This is a genomic window from Gracilimonas sp. (genome assembly GCF_031581265.1).
GTDB lineage: Bacteria > Bacteroidota > Rhodothermia > Balneolales > Balneolaceae > Gracilimonas.
This window is the reverse complement of record NZ_JAVLBQ010000047.1, coordinates 1-19,417: the sequence shown is the minus strand read 5'-3', so window position 1 is coordinate 19,417 and position 19,417 is coordinate 1. Positions and strand designations below refer to the sequence as shown.

Sequence of the window (19,417 nt, the reverse complement as noted above, 5' to 3'; positions counted from 1 at the left end):
CTATATAATTTGTAACCGGCAAAATCTTCTTCTTCAGTCACCGGGTCTACGGATGACTCTGCCCGGTCATCCCAATAAACTACTGCTTTACCTTCTTCAAGGTCCACTCTCATATTCGGTGCTGCCGGGGGCTCAGGCACTAAAAAGCGATCTCTGGATCCATCTTCATTTTCTTGTCCATCAAAAAGTCGGTAGGCCCACCCAATATTTTCAACAAGGTTTTCTCTGGATTGTGGATTATCCAACTGATCAGCCTCCCCAAAGGGTACATTAGAAGGTAAAATACTTTGAAATTGATCGGGCATCAGTGCTGTAACAAAAGCCACATAAAAGGTAACGGTTTCACCGGAGGCTATCTCAGGATATGGTCCAATAGTGTTTAGCTGAATAAAGTTACCTGCGGCATTGGCTCCATCCTCTCGTAACCTTTCTTGATATTGCTCCAATGGCCATTCTGTTGACATCCTGTTATATCGCTCAAGATCATCGTTAGGTCGGGAAAAATCACCGGCACCGGCGGAGAATAACCAATAGTCAGGACTTATTGTGGGAGGTGTCAATCCTGCTTGCTGCACTTCCTCAGCTCTTCGGGGATGGAATTCAACATCTCTGTATTCTGACCCTAAAATTATACTTGAGGTATAAGTATTTTGCTTTTCATCAGCTGAGCCTCGATCAAAAACATATAGAGCATACAAATCATCTAACCACCCTGTTCCTCCTTTGTTGTAAAACTGACTGCCGCTTTCAAGCGTAGTATTTACATTTCTGACGACCATATCAGAATACATACTGAAATAGAAATCTTCCCAGCTTGTACTGCTGTTATTGGTTACCTCATATTTTATGATGGTAAGAGCTTGGGCAAACCCAAAGTTCCAGTTATAACTTTCCATTCTTACATCGGCTTGCAGCGGATTATCATGTCCGGCAATGGGCACATTGCCTACAGACGTATTCCGATCCGTAAATTCAGCAATCAGGTCTTCGTGACTAACCGCTACCGGGGAAAAGTTTGCGGATTCTTCTAAAGAGGAGCGAATATCGAAAGGTAAGCCATCGTTGGTAAATTCAAATCCGGCCGTCCCTGTTGTATATCCGGCCGAATTGGTAACTGCTGAACTTGAAACCCTTGTTTGTCCATCTACAATAGCCCCCAACCAAATACCGGCTTCAAAAAGGTGCTCAGTACCTGAATTTTTTGGGTATTCTAAACTCGGTGGTCCGGTTGGTACATTATTGATATTGGGATTTCCTATGGTACCTACATTAGTAAAACTTACTCCAAGATTACTTACGGTGACCGTCTGCCGTTCAAATAATTGTTGCGCATAGGAGGTTTGGGCAAGTGTAAAAAATAAAAGTAAAAATACAGTTGCTAGTCCGGTTGGGATACTTTTCATATAAATTGCTAACGATTTTTTTAAGAGCGGAATGATAGCATTTTTCTAAGAAATAAGCAGGGGTTATCCATTCACTTAATACTATCGTAATCTTAAACGTCTCTCAAAAAATTTTCATAAAAATTAACGATTACCTCTTGGCTGATCTTTAAATAAAAGAGGACTATAACAATACAGAAAATCAGCTGTAATCTGAAAACACCAAATCGCCTGTATTTCCTAGCGGAGGTAATAACCGACTTTTCAATAATGGAAAATTGTGCGTGCTTCTTGAGTTCCTTTACTATTTTCTGGTCTTCCATCACCAGCAGATCTGCATCAAATCCGTTTATTTTATTGAATAGATTTTTTTGCACAAACAGGCTTTGATCGCCAAACCTAAATAGGTCAATATCAAACCTGGTGAACCAAGAATAAAAGTTGAGAACCGGGTGATCATAATCAAAACTGAGCCTGAAGCATCCGGCTTGTATTCCCCTTTCTATTTCTTCCCGGATATCTTTTATAAATGTTTTTGGGGGATAGGTATCGGCGTGTAAAAAATAAAGCCATTTTCCAGTTGCCTGCCCGACTCCATAATTCATTTGATGAGCCCTTCCTTTATTTGGTGATTGTACTACCCTTGCCCCGGCAGCCTTAGACTTTTCTACTGTTTTATCTGTACTGCCTCCATCCACCACAATAATCTCGGTCTGTTCATGCGTACTATACTTTTTTAAATAAGTCACTAAATCTCTGATCTGATCTTCTTCATTAAAGACCGGGATTATAATGCTGATCATTGGGTTTTAACATTTATGGCGCTGATTGACTCGATCAAAATACACAAAAAAATTATGTTGAGTTATTGGTCATTTCTTCAAGACCTGTCAGGTTTTGTATCTGAGCCTAATTGTATATGTGGACATTTTAAAACCTGACAGGTCTGCCGTTGTTATAAATTTAAAATATGCGTCAACTTCTCATTCTACATTCGATATTCACTCCTCTTTCCCTTATCTTTGAAATTCAACTAGGTTGGGGGTGCTTGCACCGCGGGCTGAGATTACACCCTAATACCTGAACCGGATAATACCGGCGTAGGGAAACCTGTTTACCGCACAGTTACGCAAGTTAACCTCCTCCATTAACCAGAAGTATAAATGGAGGAATTCATGTTTAATTCTTTACTTAAAAAGTCGCTGATACCGGCTTTCGCTATTCTAACACTGCTATTTATTAGCAATCCACTACACGCACAAGTTGTAACCGGAACTATACTTGATGCCCAAACAAAAGAACCCCTCCGTGGGGCAGCTATAAAACAGCAAGGCACCACACGAGGAGTCGTATCCCAAGATAATGGTTCTTTTGAGATCCGGCTTTCCGAAAACGGAGAGCAAGCTTTACTTGTAACCTATATTGGATATAATGACAAGGAAGTGGATGTATCAGACAACAAACAAAACCTTACTGTTTATCTATTTCCCGATACCTATATCGGTGATGATATTTTTGTTCGTACTACAAGAGCCGATGAAACCTCACCCATCACTTACACAAATATTGAACGAGCTGAAATAGAAAAAAGGAACCTGGGGCAAGATATTCCATACTTGCTGCAAGGCGCTCCTTCAGTTACCACTACATCTGATGCAGGGGCCGGTATAGGCTATACCGGAATTCGCATTCGGGGAGTTGACCCTGCCCGAATCAACGTTACCATTAACGGAATTCCTGTAAATGATGCTGAATCTCACGGTGTCTTTTGGGTGAATTTACCGGATCTGTCTTCATCAACTGAAAATATCCAGATCCAACGAGGAGTTGGTACCTCTACAAATGGTGCAGGTGCTTTTGGTGCCACCATCAACTTACAAACCAGTTCTTCGAGAGTAGAGCCTTTTGGAGAAATAAACACCGGCTTTGGCTCTTTTAATACCCAAAAATACAACGTAAAACTTGGATCGGGATTGATGGAAAACGGCTGGCAGTTTGAAGGACGTCTCTCTAAACTTGATTCTGATGGCTTTATTGATCGAGCCTCATCTGACTTGGATTCTTATTTTCTTTCTGCCTCTCGGCACGGCGAAAAAAGCTTGCTTAGAGCCGATGTTTTTTCCGGGAAGGAACGCACTTATCAGGCTTGGTATGGTATAGAAGAAAGTATGCTGGAAAATAACCGAACCTATAATGAGGCCGGAACTGAAAAGGACGGAGAACCATACGATAACCAAGTAGATAACTACCAGCAAAATTATTATCAGCTTCACTATTCCTATCAGTTCGATAATAACTGGACCACCAACATTTCTACTTTCTACACCAAAGGTTTTGGATACTATGAGGAGTATAAAGCAGATGAAGACCTGGAGGATTATGGGATTGAACCAATTCTGGATTCCACCCCCGAGCAATCAGACTTAGTTCGCCGTCGCTGGCTCGATAATGACTTTTACGGAACCATTTTTTCCGGAAAATACACCCCTTCCGAAAAATGGAACCTCACTTTAGGCGGAGCATACAGCTACTACGACGGAGCTCACTTCGGGGAAGTCATTTGGGCCCGATACGCCGGTAACAGCGAAACAGAAGATCGGTATTACGATAATGACGGTATCAAAAAGGACTACAACGCCTATGCTAAATTTCAATATAAACTAACTGAAAACCTGAACTCATATGTCGATGTTCAGATGCGTGGAGTTGAATATGATTTCCTTGGAAATGGGTATGTCCGAAGTGCCGGAAGTAGCGTTCGCGATAGCCTTGTTGCCCTTCAGCAAAGTGATGACCTGCTTTTCTTTAATCCTAAATTTGGCTTTGTCTATACTTTGGATGACCGGCAGCGTGCCTATGCTTCTTTTGCTGTAGGCAGTAAGGAACCTACCCGGGATGAATATGTAGACTCCTCCCCTCAAAGCCGACCCGACCCTGAAAAACTATACAATGTTGAAGCAGGATATCGTGGCGATTTCACTCATTACTTTTTAGGAGTCAACGCTTACGGAATGTTTTATCGCGATCAATTGGTGCCAACCGGAGCGATTAATGACGTTGGGGAAATAGTGCGGGAAAATGTTCCTAAAAGTTATCGTATTGGCCTGGAGCTTCAGGGCGGATTAAGCATTTCCAATCAGTTGAGCTTTTCTGCTAATGCTACCTTCAGCCGAAACAAAATTGTGGAATACACCCAGTTCACTGATGTGTATGATGCCAATTTCAATTACCAAGGACAACAAGAAACGGTCTATGAAAGCACTGATATAGCTTTCTCTCCATCCATAATTACAAATGGTGTGATTGGTTATCAGGAAGGGGGACTGAATGCAGAACTGATATCAAAATATGTATCCCGTCAGTACCTCGATAACACCGAAACCAAAAGCCGTTCTATTGACACTTATTTTGTAAATGACTTACGTATCAGTTATTCCCTCGACCGAATTTCTTTACTGGAAGGAGTTACCGCAACTTTACAAGTCAACAATCTTTTTGATCACGAATACGAAACCAACGGATATACCTTTGGGTGGATACAGGCGGGCGATCCTGTTCATTATAATTATTACTACCCCCAGGCCGGAACCAATTTCCTGTTTCAAATTAAATGGGATTTCTAATTTTTCTTTTGAGGGTGAATATTCAGGCACATCCTAATAGGGTGTGCCTTTTTTTATTCATAAAAGTTTTCAAAAGTTCTGTTACTTTCCCATCGGAAAAATATTTAATCAAGTTTCATTATGAAAACATTCTACAAATCAATTTTTGTATTTGCAGCACTACTCACTGCATCACTTTTAAGCCTCCAGGCTCAGGATATTCAGGTTCCTGTTATTGAAGATGGTCAGGCTCAGGTAATTCCTGAATTCGAAAATCAGGACAACTGGATTCGCCATGATCTCTGGGTTGAAACTGAATTCGATACCGATGGCAAAGGGCAACTCGATCGTATGCATGTATCGGTAACACGCCCCCAACAGACAGAATCAGGGGATTTGAAACTACCGGTTATCTATGAAACGAGTCCTTATTACGCCGGAACGGCTCGGCCGCCTTATGATTTTTTCTGGGATGTTGAACATGAACTGGGCGAGGAACCACCGGCTCGTACTCCCGGCCCCGAAGTACAGCGACGAGGCGAACGCCCTGTTATATCCAATTCACATATTAAAACCTGGGTGCCCCGAGGGTTTATAGTTGTTCACTCCAGCTCCCCCGGCACTGGACTTTCCCAAGGTTCACCAACCGTGGGAGGAGATAACGAGTCATTGGCACCAAAAGCAGTTATAGATTGGCTAAATGGTCGCGCTACTGGATATACTACTCCCGATGGGAATGAAGAAGTTGAAGCCTTTTGGACTACCGGACAGGTTGGTATGACCGGTACTTCCTACAACGGAACTCTGCCACTTGCCGCTGCAACAACCGGTGTTGAGGGGCTTGAGGCCATTATTCCAGTAGCACCCAACACCTCCTATTACCATTATTATCGTTCCCATGGCTTGGTTCGATCTCCGGGTGGGTACCTGGGAGAAGACGTGGATGTGCTCTATGACTTCATCTATTCCGGAGCTGAAGAATATAGAGAACGAAACAGAAGTATATACAGAGATTCCATCATTGCACAAGGCATAGACCGGGTTACCGGAGATTATAATGAGTTTTGGGCCGGGCGCGATTATTTGAATGAAATTGATAATCTGCAAGCCCCCATGTTGATGGCCCATGCCTTCAATGACTGGAATGTAATGCCGGAACACAGTCTTCGTATTTATGAAGCTGTTAAAGAAAAGGGCGTTCCCTCTATGATTTATTATCACCAAGGCGGACACGGTGGCGAGCCTCCACACTGGCTGATGAACATGTGGTTTACCCGATACTTATTTGATGTTGAAAGTGATGTGGAAGATTTATCACGCGCATGGATTACCCGTGAAAATGATGAACGAGATCAACCCACATCCTATCCCGACTACCCACATCCGGATGCTCAAGATATCACTTTACATCTTACTCAAGGTGCTCCTGAACGTGGTGGAATGACTACAGAGCGACCAACAATACAAGGTACAGAGACAATAGTTGATAACGTTTCTTTTGATGGAGGAACGTTAGCAAAAGCAGAATGGACCAACCACCGGCTGATATATATAACCGAACCCTTGGTTGATTCTTTACATATTTCGGGTACGCCATCCATTACCGTAAAACTTTCGAGCAGTAAACCGGCTGCGAATTTATCGGTTTGGTTGGTTTCACTACCCTGGCAAGATGGTCGAGGCACACAAATTACGGATAACATCATTACACGTGGCTGGGCTGATCCGCAAAACCATAAGTCATTAACCGAAAGTGGCCCTCTTGAACCCGGCACTTTTTACACCATAACTTTTGAACTTCAACCCGATGACCAAATTATACCTGCAGGACAACAAATTGGGCTCATGATATTTGGAAGTGATAGGGAATATACTCTCTGGCCAGAACCCGGTACTCAGCTAACAGTTGATCTGGATGGCACCTTTTTGAATATACCTGTTGTTGGAGGAAAAGGAGCTTTCAATACAAATTAAAGTTATTACCAGTACCATACTTTTTGGCAAGGGAGATTTGAGGTGATCTTATATAATGTGATAGTTATGCGGATAAGAGAGAGATCGCTTCATTTATTTTAGTTTGTCTTAGCTTATGTCAACTATTATGATGGAATTTATTAAATACAATCTATTTGAAGCCTATACCCCCTTGTAATAAAATGTAACAGGTGCTTTTTTTATTAGAAATATCACAGAATAAATTTTAACTACTTTATTACTAACTACCTAAAATCACAAACTGAAACAGGTTAACATTGAAGAAGATTAGTCGGCTACTTTCACTCTGTTGGGCAACAATATTTTTAACTGGAATTTTAACCTTTCAAGCCACCGCTCAGCAAGCTACGCTTAATGGGATTATTACTGATTTTAAAACCGGAGAAACTCTCGAGGGCGCAAATGTTCGGCTTATAAATCTTGATAACCCTGACCAACTACTGGGTGCTGCGGCAGACAGAGACGGTATTTATTCAGTTAACCGAATTGATCCCGGGTCCTATCGTGTAATATTCAGTTTTTTAGGGTATGTCACACAAGAAGACACTCTTACCTTCGCCGCCAATGAATCAAGAAGTATGAGTGTGGAGCTCAGTGTTAATGACGTTGACCTTGGCGAACTAACTGTAGTGCAAAGAACCAGTGCCGCCCGTTCAGAAATGGGACGACAACGAATTTCTTCAGTGGATGTAAGCCGCATTTCTTCTCCGGTAGCCGGTGGAGATTTGGTGAACTATTTACAAGTTATGCCTGGTGTAGTTTCATTGGGTAATCGTGGTGGCCAGCTTTTTATTCGAGGTGGTACACCCGCCGAAAATATGGTATTGGTTGACGGTTCTTTAGTCTATAAACCATTTCACATTCTTTCCTTTTTCTCTCCCTTTCCGGATAACCTTGTTTCATCCGCTGATTTTTACCCCGGTGGCTTTAATTCTGAATTTAGCGGCAGAATCTCCTCTGTACTTGATGTAAGCATGAGAAATGGAGACCGTTTTGAATTTGGAGGGTCCGGATCTGTTAGCCCTTTTTTAGCTGACGTAATGTTTGAAGGACCAATAAAAGAAGATCAGCTTTCTATCATTGTGTCGGCCAAACAATCTTTTATAGATGAAACGAGTTCTTGGTATTTATCGGAACAACAGCCGCTTAAATTCCAGAGTCAATACATTAAACTCAGTAATTCCAATCCCGAATCCAGCTGTTCAGGTACTTTCATGCGCACTAAGGATGAAGGGAAAATAAATACCCAAAAAGATGAGACTGTTGAATGGAGTAATTTTGTAATTGGAATGAATTGCCAGGCATTGAATGATCAAAATTTCTTCCGTTTTAATTCTCATATATCTAACCTTTCAAATGCCTCAATTTTTGAAGACCGAACATATGAGTCAGCAATCACTCAATTTAGAACCGACCTTTCCTTATCCAAATATTATGGAAAAGTAAGAGCTGATTATGGAGTGCTTTTCAGAATTGAATGGATGAATTATGATTTAATTGGCAGAGTAAACGGGCTGGCTGATAATGAGTTTGATCTATTAAGTACAGGCGGAAATGTACAATTTTCGATTCCACTCGGAGATAAAATAACAATAGAACCAGGAGCCGTTCTTTCTCTTTATAATAATTATCCGGCTAGTATAGAACCCAGAGTTAGACTTTCTTACTTACCATTCGGCGAAGGCGGTGGTGAAATTAATGCCGCTGCCGGAATTTATCGTCAGGCTGTATTTGGTTTCACAGATTCCAGGGATGCCACCGGTGTATTTGTAACCTGGAATAGTATTCCCGGAGATTCAAAACAATCAGAAGCACGCCACGCCCTTCTTGGATGGCAGCAAGGAATTGGGAATTACTTTAACTATTCTATTGAAGTTTATTACAAAGATTTATACGATATCCCGGTTTCAACTTGGAGTCCTATAGCCCGCTTTTCAACTAACCTAAGACTTACTAATGGCACAGTATACGGAACGGATGCACGCATTGAATATAACCGCGGCAATTTCTACGGATTACTAAGTTACGGATACACCAATACTACTTATACCGCAGCTCAAGATAATTTTGGAGTTTGGTTTGGAGAGCCGGTTGTTGAATATAATCCATCCCATGACCGAAGACATCAGGTGAACGCTGTGACAAGTTATGAGTTAGGAAAATTCACCCTCGGTGCCCGGTGGCAATTTGGGTCAGGAGCACCCTTTACGCGTCCATTAGGTTTTGATGAAATTTTATGGTTCGACCGTCGCTTTCCTGATGTAACCTTTAGAACCGGTGATCAAAGAATATTAATTGATAAACCGTTCCGGGGAAGACTTCCTAACTATCACAGTCTCGATGTTTCCATTGAACGAGTATTTAATTTATCTGATAACAACAAGTTTTCAACTAAGCTTGGTGCAATCAACATCTATGACAGAAAAAACATGTTCTACTATGATGTATTTACCCAAGAGCGTATCAATCAGCTGCCTCTGACAGCTTATCTTTCACTTAGGTTAGATCTTAATTAAAATGCTATTTAAGAATAAAGACAACTCGAAGTCTAAAACATTCATCAGCTTTAAAGTAGTGATTATTGCTTTAGTAGCTCTTGTAGCAGGTTGCGAAGAACCCTTTCAACCTCTTGAAGAAAACGATCAGTATTTTTATTCCATTTATGGCTTCCTTGACGCCACGGCCGATACGCAATGGGTGCGAATAATGCCCGTCAGAGAAACTACCGACTACTCCGATGAACCCATTGATGCAACAGCAACATTGACAGAGCTTGAAACCGGAGAAGAAGTCATTGTTAATGATTCACTTTTTAGTATGCCGCAAGTGGCCCCGGGAGATGCTTTAATATGGAATTTCTGGACAACCTTTGATATTAAACCATCCCATGCCTATTCACTTGTTGTAGAAAGGTCTGATGGGGCAGTTTCAAAAACAACTGTAAACATTCCTGATGATTACCCCGAACCTGTAGTTGAAGGAAGATATATTTCTTTAACAGGAGTAAATAATATTGCCGAAGCAAGAATAGACTGGAAAGTAAGAGACCGTAGAGATGATACTATTCACCTATTCAGAATATTACAGCACAGAATAAAATATTTCCAAGATGATGACGAATACCTCATTACGGTCTATCCAAATGTTGACTTTACTAATGAAATTCTTGAAACACTTGAAGCAGATCAGGTTGATGTAGAAATTTTGGATACTAAAGCAGTTATTACAGTAGCTGGTAAAGACTGGATCGATTTTTCCGAACTTGATAGAAGTATCATTGCTCTACCACAAGCAACTTCTAACATCGAAAACGGAGTGGGATATTTCGTAGGTACCATTAGAAAAACTATCCCTTTTCCAGTTTGTGTTGGAGACTTTGGAGAGATTGTATCATGTCAATCTATCATCGATTAAGGTAATTTATTCATACGTACTTTTTTTGGGCGGTGGAAACCGCCATCACTCGCAATATTTTACTTTAATTAAATCATTCCTTCTAACTAAAAATAATGACCTATATTCGTCACTTTTTAATGAAGTTTGGCGTTTTATGCCTTGCTTCACTTTTATTTATATCCGGTTGTGAAGAGCCCTTTCAACCCATTGAGGAAAATCACGAATACTTTTTCTCCGTCTATGGGTATTTAGGTTCCGAAGCAGACACACAATGGGTTCGGGTTATGCCGGTTAGAGAGACCACTGAATACTCAGATGAACCTATTGATGCTACGGTTACCTTAGAAAACCTTGATACCGGCGAAATAACCACCATGAATGATTCCCTTTTCACCCTTTCCCAGGTTGCCGAGGAAGATGCTTATGTCTGGAATTTTTGGACTACAACGGACATTCATCCATCTAATACCTATAAACTAAAAGTGGAAAGATCGGATGGAGCCATTACCACTGCCACTGTAGATATACCTGGTCAGTTTGCCGACCCAACCATAGATTTTAATTATGTGGAAGTGTACGATGTAAACAACCTCGCTGAGGTCTTATTAAACTGGAAAGTACGGGACCGGCGGGATAATACTATCCACGAGTTTAGCGTAATTCAAGATCAGGTTATCTACTATCGAACATCTGAAAAATATCGAATTGTCATATACCCAAATGATGATTTTGTGAATGTAATTTTGAAATCCCTTGAGGCCTCACAACCGCAAATAGAAATCTTGGATACCAAGGCTGTAGTAAGTGTTGCCGGCAGCGACTGGGTTGATTTTTCAGAATTAGGACGGGACGTAATTGCACTGCCGGAAGCTACATCAAATATTGAAAATGGAGTTGGGTATTTAGTAGGGTCTATTAGAAAAGTTTTTTCTTATCCTGTTTGTGTTGGGGATCATCAAGTTATTATATCATGCCAGCCAGATAATTAGGAGAAAATTTATACCATATTTCTCCTATAGCAACACTTGCATCGTAAGTTCCTCTCCATCTCGAAGTACCGTTACTTCTACTGTTTCACCTCGTTCCAATTCGTTTAATGCGCCCATATAGCCATAAATATCTTCCACATCTATTGCTCCAATTCGGATAATAATATCTCCCCCTTCTAAACCGGCTTTTGCGGCAGGGCCGTCACCGCTTACACCCGTAATCCTAAATCCTTCCCCATCATATCCATAATCCGGAAGCACCCCCAAGGTTGGACCATCCATACTCATTGATTGTCGCTGTTGCCCCGGTGCTTCTGTAAATTCCATGTCTGCTTTATCCAATTCGTCTAAACGTTCAACAACACGAGCAACATGCTTCAGTACCCGAGCCTGCCCTTCTGCATTTATCCACTCCGCATCATCTGAAGGGCGGTGATAATCGGCATGTGTATCGGTAAAATAGTGGAGCACCGGAATATCCTGATAATAGAAGCTTGTATGATCGCTTGAACCGGTTCCGTCGGGTACTAATTCTAATGAAAGTGAGTCGCTATTGGCTTCGTTCAACATTCCTTCCCATCGATCGGCAGTAGCTACCCCAAATATCAATAACCGGTCGTTGTTCATTCGCCCAATCATATCCATATTAATCATGGCGAGGGCATTATTTAAATCTACCGTTGGGTTTTCAACATAATATTGAGATCCAAGCAGTCCCATTTCCTCCCCTGAAAATGCTAAAAAAAGAATATCGGTTTGGGGACGGTTCTCTGAAAAGTACTCGGCTAACTCCAACAATCCGGCCGTCCCGGATGCATTATCATCTGCTCCGTTGTGAATTTTTGGTTCTTCACTGCTGCTGAGTGACCCGAAATCTCCCATTCCCAAATGATCATAGTGTGCACCTATAATAACCAGCTCCTCAGAATCTCCTGTTCCCTGTAATAAAGCAGCTACATTTTTGGCGATTCTTTTATCCGCCGCAGAGTCACCCTCACTGGCATGCGGGTTTTCAAGCACCGACATATTCACAGTGAAATTCTGAAAGTACGTATCCTCTTCGCCGGCCGGAACAAGACCATATTCCCGAAACAAATCTGCGATGTAATTTGCTGCTTTGGCTTCTTCTGCAGTTCCGGCTTCCCGCCCCTTCATTTCATCCGTTGATAAATAACTAATATGGGTTTGCACATCTAAAAAAGATATTTCGGTCAAGGTAGCAGATGTTTGCTCTTCAGGGCTACATGCGGTTAGAAGAAGTGCCGGACATATCAAAAAAAGAAACAGAATTCGATCTTTCATGAAGTTGATTTAGATTGTGAAATTTTATCAAGATAAGATTTTGATAACAAAAATAGGTTTCTATAATGATTCTTTACGCTGAACTTTTTTCCAATCCTCAATGGTATCCACATCGTTCAGCTTTTCAAGTTCCGCATATGATGCTCCCATTTCCTTAATTTTTTGAACCGTACTTTCAAATACAGAACCTGTACTCCATTCAATTTCCTCAAAAACTTTGGGACGGAATGTTTTCATTCCCAACAAATAATATCCACCATCTACCGCCGGACCAATCACAAAATCAGTGCTGCTCAATTTATTAAAGGCTTCCTGGATAATCTCCGCAGTCAACTCGGCACAGTCACTGCCTATTATTATGGCTTTATTGTATTGTTCGGATTGGAAAGTCTTCTCAAAAGCCTTCGACATTCGGCTCCCCAAGTTATCTCCCACTTGCGTTTTTTTGTTAAAATGTTCATCCCTCCACATATCATTTTCAGGGATGAACCGCGAATACCAAACTTCTCGGTCACAGTTAACCTCTTGTGCAATAGCAGCGGTGTGGGCAAGTAGTTTTTTATATACTGACAATGCTTCTTCATCTCCAATAGAAGCTGCCAACCGGGTTTTAACTTTTCCCTGTTCAGGATTTTTTACAAAAACAATAAGTTTATTATCCGACATCAAATTAGATTCTGTTTTGTGAAATTATATGTATTAAGAATAATTTCTTGCATTATATAACAACTTGTTGGATGCATACCCATAAAATATTCTTACGATTAAATTAACTTCGTTTTCCTATTATCACAGTAAACAATTTATCTCAATATCAGTTTAATTATACCATTCAAAATCTAAACTATTACCACACATTATGATTATTAAAAAGCTATTGCCTGCATTAATTTTATCTACAGCCTTTTTATTGATGTATAACACGAACACCATGGGGCAAGCACGCGGAGAGGGTGGTGACCTGGGAATTGGAGTGATGCTTGGGGAACCCACAGGTATTTCGGTAAAATCATGGAACAATGAACGTACAGCTTTTTCTTTTGGGGCGGCTTGGTCGTTTGGGCGAAATGATGCTTTACACCTTCATGGTGATTACCTGCTTCACAATTGGCTAAGTGAAGTGGAAGAAGGAGAACTTGCGTTCTATTATGGCATTGGAGCCAGACTTGCTCTTTCTGATCCTGATGCAAGGCTGGGACTCCGTATTCCGGTCGGATTGAATTACATTATTCCTGAAGTACCCCTGGATCTATTTGTGGAAGCTGTCCCGATTTTCAATTTCACCCCAAGCACTGATTTTGATGGAAACGGAGCTTTAGGAATCAGGTACTATTTCTAAACCTGGCAAAAGTATTATTCATCTATGGGCAGGGTAAGTACCTGCCCTTCTTTTGCCAAACTTACATTGCTTACTGAACCGGCCGCTTTTCCCTGTGCCTCTTTTTCAATAGCAGAAAGAGCTTCATCATCATTATCAGGATCGTGGTGAGTTATAACCAAATGCTCAACATTCTCCTCAATGGCAATATCCAGTATATTTTCCCAGGCAGAATGTCCCCAGTTTTTCCTGAGCTTATATTGTTCGCGTGAATATTGCCCGTCATGAATTAGAAGATCAGCTCCATGTATAAATTCCCTGAATGCTTTTAAGAATGATTCATTCTCTTCACTTTTATCGGACTTCAGTTCATTATCGGGGCAAAAAATAATACTTTTTTCTCCTGCTGTTACTTTATAAATAGCAGTAGGAACGGTGTGGGTGGCCCAAATATATTCAATAGAATAGTTTTCGAATATTTTCTTCCCGATGGGGATGGTTTCGCAATCCAAGTCGGCTTCAAGCATATCCATAGAAACCGGAAAAAAGGTGTTAGACATATGTCCTTGCAAAATTTCTTTGCATCCTATTTCTCCTTGTGGCGGCATATAGATTCTAAACCAATTACTTCCTTCATAAAAAGGTTTGAAAAAAGGGAAACCCTGAAGATGATCCCAATGGGGATGTGTTATGAAGATTCGTCCTTTTAACGCTTTTTTATCCCCGTTGATATCGTTACCTAAATTCCTCAACCCCGTGCCACAATCAAAAACCAGTAACTCTTCTGTATCAGGCAATTCAACTTGCACACAGGTAGTGTTACCCCCAAAGCCCATATTTTCTGGATTTGCACAAGGAGTAGACCCTCTTACGCCCCAAAACTTTATGTCAATACTTCTACCCAATATGGTTGTTTAATTTTTCTTTTCTGATTAAGAGCTGTTTTCATAAATATCGAACCTTAAGAAACATCAAAATAAATGTTTATATCAAATGTGTGCTTCTTAAGAACAGCCTTAAAAGTGTAAAAAAATATTGGCTAAAAAAAAGAAAGAATTTACTCTTCCTCATCACCAGCTTCAGCCGACCTCTTTAACTGGTCAATTTCTTTTTTAAGCTCCTGAAGCCGGTCTTCTTTTTGTACTATAGCTTTTTCAGCTTTATCAATTTTTTCTTGCAACTCGTCCTTCAGAGCATTTCCGCGATTTGTAGGCTTAAAATAGGTTTTAGCTTCCTGATATTGAATCATTTCACTTTCTAACTTTGAAACCTCTTTCTTCAGCTTACTGCGCTCTTTCTGGTATTTTATAATGTCTTTTCTGGCATCCGGTTCAATACCTTGGTTTGCAAGCTTTTTCTCAAGACCCAAATCTGAACCTGCTGCACGATATCGATCATAAATTACATCACAAGCTTCACGGTACTGCTTCCAGATTTTATTCTTCATTTTGATGGGTACATACCCGATATCCTTAAACTCCTGTTGAAGTTTCTTGGCTTCCTGTACCGCCACAATCGGGTCATCGTGCTTGCCCAATTCTCTGAGCTTATCAAGTATTTCTTCTTTCTTAGCCAGGTTTTCTTTCTGATCTTTTCGCTGCCCTTTAAATGCTTCACGACGTCGATCATAAAATTCATCCATAGCTCCCTTAAATTCTTTCCAGATCTTGGAAGATTTTTTTCGGGGAACAGGTCCAATCTTTTTCCATTGGCCCATTAAACTCTGCATAACCTGATGGCCTTTATCGAAGTCGTCTGTGGTTTTTACTTCGTTTGCCTTTTCAATGAGATTGTACTTTTTCTCGAGATTCTCTTCTTCTTCTTCGCGAAGCTCATCAATATTTTCGGCTTTATACTCATTAAATTTATCAGTAGCCGCTTTGAAAAGATCCCACATTTCGTTCTCATCTTTTTGCGGGAGATTGCCGGCTTTTTTCCACGCCCGGTGCAGTTTATTCACCTTTCGGGCTGCATCGGCAAGGTTGTCATTATCTACCAACGCTTCCGCTTCTTTGATCAGTTTCTTCTTTTTCTTCAGCGCCTTCTCAATAACCTCGCGATACTCTTTATCAACTTTAAACCTGATTTCATTAAAAGTATCCTGCACCTTGTTAAACCGATCCCATAAATCCTGATTCTTATCAGATGGTACCCGGCCTACTTTTCTCCACTGAGAAATAAGCTTATTAAACTGATCTTCAAGATCCTCAAAATTTGGGCTTGCTCCTTCCAGCTTTTTAACCAGCGCATCCATCTTGTCCAACAGCAAAAGCTTCAGCTCCAGGTTTTCTTCTTCTTCCTGAAGTTTTTTAACAAGCCGATCAACTTTGTGATCTTCGAATTCATCCATCAGTTCCTTAAATCGCTTATCTAAGGCTTCAACTTCCCCTTTGGGTAATAGCTTAATGTTTTCCCATTGCCCTTTAATTTTGCCAACTTGTTTGGTAGCAGTCCACTTTTTTTCACTTACGATATCTGAAAGTTCTTTAAGCAGCTCTTTCTTTTTGGCAAGATTTTCTTCCTTTTTACGATTTTGTTCTTCGTAATGCTTTCGCTTTTTCTCTTCAAAATTATCGCGCAATTCCTGGAATTCGTCAATAAGCTGTTTGGCTTTGTCGCTGGCTGACTCCGGTCCTTCGGCTACATTTTGGGCAAGATTGGCAAGTTCGGTCGTCACAAAAGCCCAGTCGGTTTGTACCACTAACTCTTTGGCGCGGTCAACAATATCCCCGTAATACGATTCCGCATCTTCTTCGGTTTGTTCATCATCGGCGTCACGGCTCTCTTCGTCAGTAACTTCATCAATTTCTTCAGTTGTTTCTGTGGACTCTTCTGCTTCAACAGACTCTTCACTCTCTTCTTCTTCGGCAGTATCAGCTACCTCTTCATCCGATTCGGTTTCAGGTTCCTCAACATCCTCTTCTATATCCGCCTCTGCCACTTTTTCAGAAGTTTCTTCCTCAGTTTCGCTATCCTTAGCAATTTCTTCCGCTGATTCTTGCTGTTCTTCAGGTTCGGAATCCTCTACATCTGCTGTTGATTCAACTTCAGCGACTGACTCTGTACTTTCATCAATTTTAGTTTCATCGGCTGATTTGTTTGAAGATTTCAACTCTTCACTTTCTACAGCGTCGGTACTAACCTCATCTGATGAATCTTGGGATTGTTCTTCGTTAGAAATTTCGTCTGTTTTCTTATCGGTGTTGTTTTGCTCCAGGTTCTCCACAGTAACCTTCCTTTCCTCGTGGTTCTTTAATATTTAACGGCTCGAAGCCTTCTCATTTAGAACAGTTAAGATAATATATCTACCCAATCTTTGGCAATCAAAAGAGAAAGGATATCAAAGTGTTTTAGATCAATTAGATAGGTACTCGCCTCTGATACCTATCAATAAAAAAAGACGCCTACTACAGCGCCTTTTGGTCTTGGTTTTCTTCACTTTACTCTTCTTTAATAAGATGTATATCCCGTTGTGGAAAAGGCATTTCAATTCCGTCCTTGTCAAATTCTTCTTTTATCTTCTCCAGGTTATCCCAAAAGAATCCCCAATAATTTTCTGTTTTTGTCCATGCCCGTGCCGACAAATCCAACGAACTGTCTCCCAGGTTAGTAAGAACAACCATTGGTGCCGGATCTTCCAGTATTCTCTCATCCTCATTCAGAACACGTAAAATGATTTCCCGGGCCTTTTTTACATCCGAATCATAGCTGATCCCTATTGGGAAAACGGCTCTTCGTGTTTCCTCGGTAGTGTAATTGGTGATCGGAGAATTAGCGAGCTGTCCGTTAGGTATAACCACCAGTTGATTATTGGGTGTTCTCAATACCGTATGTAAAATATCGATTCGTTCAACCGTTCCCGATTCACTTCCACGTTCGATAAAATCCCCTACTTTAAAGGGCTTGAAGAAGAGAATTAAAACTCCGCCTGCAAAGTTTGACAAACTACCTTGAAGCGCTAAACCAACCGCTAAACCGGCAGCACCCAATACGGCAATAAATGAGGTCATCTGAATGCCTAACATTCCCAAGGCGGTTATGTACACCATCACCTTCAACAGAATTGAAATCAGGCTTTTTAGGAATGAGACCAAGGCATCGTCAACGCTACTGCGGTTCAGCATTTTTACGGAACCCTTCACTATTAATTTGACGATCCAGAGACCTATGACTAAAGTGGCAACTGCAGCAAGTAACTTTGGACCAAAAGTGGCCACAAAGTTCATTATTTGTTCTGAACCGATGCTAAAATTTTCCATACTCTAATACCCTTTTTAATGTTATAAATTTCGATGTTCTAAGATGTATAAATTTTTTTAGTATCACCATAAAAAAAGAGGGCTCTCGCCCCCTTTGTAAAATTAAAGACTGACTTATCGTTTCAGATTTCAGCGATAATCTTTTTTACTTCATCTTTTGTTTTTCCGAGCTTCTTCTGAAGTCGTCCAAGTAATTCATCTTCTTTTCCTTCCGTGAAAGCCAAATCATCATCAGTAAGATCTGAGTACTTCTGTTTGAGTTTACCTTTTATTTCGTTCCAGTTACCTTTTATGCTTAAATCATTCATAATCTCTCTTTTTTTGGTTAATGGGAAATGGTTATTGGTTGTTGGGAAATACAGATAACTAATAACCATTAACGCTTTACTAACTACTCTTCTAAATGACTGCGTAGCATCCAAGCTGTTTTGGAGTGAACTGTTAATCGCTCGGTCAATAAATCAATAGTGGCTTCATCGTCCGCGGCATTGGCAGGCTCTAAAGCTTCTCGAGCGGTACGAATTACCTGCTCATTGGCTTGCGTTAAGCGCCGAACCATTTCCATAGCCTTGGGGCTATCAGTGTCTTCTTTGATTGAGGTAATCTCATTGAATTCTTTGAACGACCCCGGTGCCCTGAATCCAAGTGCCCGAATGCGTTCGGCAATTTCATCAATGGCTTCGGCTAATTCTGTGTACTGCTCCTCAAACTGCTCATGCAGCTGATGGAACAACTCACCGGTAACATTCCAGTGATAGTTGTGTGTTTTTAAATACAACAGGTATGAATCTGCCAACACTTTTGACAGGCCTTCTGCAATGTTCTCTCGATGTTCTTTTGAAATTCCAATATTTACTTCCATAGCTTTTACTCCATTTAGTGTTTCAATCTCCATAAGTACAATACATTTTCTTTATGAATATTCAATTAACTAAACAATAACTGTGGGCAGAGGTTCCAATACTCAAGTCTATGTTTAAAAGAATTTATGATGTACCCCATTGAAATTATCAATCAATAAAAAACCCCATCCTCTGTAAAGAGCCGGGGTTTAAAGACTTAAATAAACTTGAAGTGCTATTCTTCGAAGGTGTAAGAGTACAACCCTTTATTGGTACCTAAATACAAAATCTCTTCTCCATCTTCCATTACCGAAACCATGTCGTTTACATAC

At 40.7% G+C, this 19,417-nt stretch carries 15 protein-coding genes and 1 riboswitch; of the genes, 6 read left to right on the top strand and 9 right to left on the bottom strand.

The window, feature by feature from the left end:
- Nucleotides 1-1,403, bottom strand: a 1,403-nt coding sequence (locus RI561_RS12880; RefSeq protein WP_395080657.1) for a hypothetical protein, incomplete at its 3' end; no start/stop codon positions are given.
- 92 nt (nucleotides 1,404-1,495) lie between these two features.
- Nucleotides 1,496-2,185, bottom strand: coding sequence for a TIGR04283 family arsenosugar biosynthesis glycosyltransferase (locus RI561_RS12875; protein WP_395080656.1), 690 nt, complete (start codon nucleotides 2,183-2,185; stop codon nucleotides 1,496-1,498).
- 227 nt (nucleotides 2,186-2,412) lie between these two features.
- Nucleotides 2,413-2,506: riboswitch (TPP riboswitch) on the top strand.
- Nucleotides 2,507-2,557: 51 nt separating this feature from the next.
- Between RI561_RS12875 and RI561_RS12870 the strand changes: the two genes are divergently transcribed.
- From RI561_RS12870 to RI561_RS12850, 5 genes are all read left to right on the top strand, one after another.
- The gene (locus tag RI561_RS12870; protein ID WP_395080655.1) at nucleotides 2,558-5,005 is read left to right on the top strand and encodes a TonB-dependent receptor; all 2,448 of its coding nucleotides are present in this window, start codon (nucleotides 2,558-2,560) and stop codon (nucleotides 5,003-5,005) included.
- A gap of 120 nt (nucleotides 5,006-5,125) precedes the next feature.
- Nucleotides 5,126-6,958, top strand: a complete 1,833-nt coding sequence (locus RI561_RS12865; RefSeq protein WP_395080654.1) for a Xaa-Pro dipeptidyl-peptidase — start codon at nucleotides 5,126-5,128, stop codon at nucleotides 6,956-6,958.
- A 278-nt stretch (nucleotides 6,959-7,236) separates the two neighbouring features.
- Nucleotides 7,237-9,495, top strand: coding sequence for a carboxypeptidase regulatory-like domain-containing protein (locus RI561_RS12860; RefSeq protein ID WP_395080653.1), 2,259 nt, complete (start codon nucleotides 7,237-7,239; stop codon nucleotides 9,493-9,495).
- Between the two features lies 1 nt (nucleotide 9,496).
- Nucleotides 9,497-10,393: a hypothetical protein gene (locus tag RI561_RS12855; protein WP_395080652.1), complete on the top strand. Its 897-nt coding sequence runs from the start codon at nucleotides 9,497-9,499 to the stop codon at nucleotides 10,391-10,393.
- Nucleotides 10,394-10,488: 95 nt separating this feature from the next.
- Nucleotides 10,489-11,364, top strand: a complete 876-nt coding sequence (locus RI561_RS12850; RefSeq protein WP_395080651.1) for a hypothetical protein — start codon at nucleotides 10,489-10,491, stop codon at nucleotides 11,362-11,364.
- 24 nt (nucleotides 11,365-11,388) lie between these two features.
- Here the strand turns inward: RI561_RS12850 and RI561_RS12845 are convergent, their stop codons facing one another.
- Together RI561_RS12845 and RI561_RS12840 are read right to left on the bottom strand one after the other, a co-directional pair.
- Nucleotides 11,389-12,666: a M28 family peptidase gene (locus RI561_RS12845; protein WP_395080650.1), complete on the bottom strand. Its 1,278-nt coding sequence runs from the start codon at nucleotides 12,664-12,666 to the stop codon at nucleotides 11,389-11,391.
- Nucleotides 12,667-12,726: 60 nt separating this feature from the next.
- Nucleotides 12,727-13,332 carry a TIGR04282 family arsenosugar biosynthesis glycosyltransferase gene (locus RI561_RS12840; protein WP_395080649.1) on the bottom strand — a complete coding sequence of 202 codons (606 nt, stop codon included), beginning with the start codon at nucleotides 13,330-13,332 and terminating at the stop codon, nucleotides 12,727-12,729.
- Nucleotides 13,333-13,525: 193 nt separating this feature from the next.
- Here RI561_RS12840 and RI561_RS12835 point away from each other — a divergent pair, with 193 nt between their 5' ends.
- Nucleotides 13,526-14,005, top strand: coding sequence for a hypothetical protein (locus RI561_RS12835; RefSeq protein WP_395080648.1), 480 nt, complete (start codon nucleotides 13,526-13,528; stop codon nucleotides 14,003-14,005).
- 14 nt (nucleotides 14,006-14,019) lie between these two features.
- Here RI561_RS12835 and RI561_RS12830 read toward each other — a convergent pair whose 3' ends face one another.
- The 5 genes from RI561_RS12830 to RI561_RS12810 form a co-directional block, all read right to left on the bottom strand.
- Complete coding sequence (locus RI561_RS12830) at nucleotides 14,020-14,889, bottom strand: MBL fold metallo-hydrolase (RefSeq protein ID WP_395080647.1); 870 nt, start codon at nucleotides 14,887-14,889, stop codon at nucleotides 14,020-14,022.
- Nucleotides 14,890-15,041: 152 nt separating this feature from the next.
- The gene (locus tag RI561_RS12825) at nucleotides 15,042-17,210 is read right to left on the bottom strand and encodes a DUF349 domain-containing protein (protein ID WP_395080646.1); all 2,169 of its coding nucleotides are present in this window, start codon (nucleotides 17,208-17,210) and stop codon (nucleotides 15,042-15,044) included.
- A 214-nt stretch (nucleotides 17,211-17,424) separates the two neighbouring features.
- Nucleotides 17,425-18,243, bottom strand: a complete 819-nt coding sequence (locus RI561_RS12820; protein WP_395080645.1) for a mechanosensitive ion channel family protein — start codon at nucleotides 18,241-18,243, stop codon at nucleotides 17,425-17,427.
- 122 nt (nucleotides 18,244-18,365) lie between these two features.
- Nucleotides 18,366-18,551 carry a CsbD family protein gene (locus RI561_RS12815; protein ID WP_395080644.1) on the bottom strand — a complete coding sequence of 62 codons (186 nt, stop codon included), beginning with the start codon at nucleotides 18,549-18,551 and terminating at the stop codon, nucleotides 18,366-18,368.
- A gap of 83 nt (nucleotides 18,552-18,634) precedes the next feature.
- Nucleotides 18,635-19,138 (bottom strand): Dps family protein, encoded by a 504-nt coding sequence (locus RI561_RS12810; protein WP_395080643.1) that lies wholly within the window; start codon nucleotides 19,136-19,138, stop codon nucleotides 18,635-18,637.
- Nucleotides 19,139-19,417: the final 279 nt, after the last annotated feature.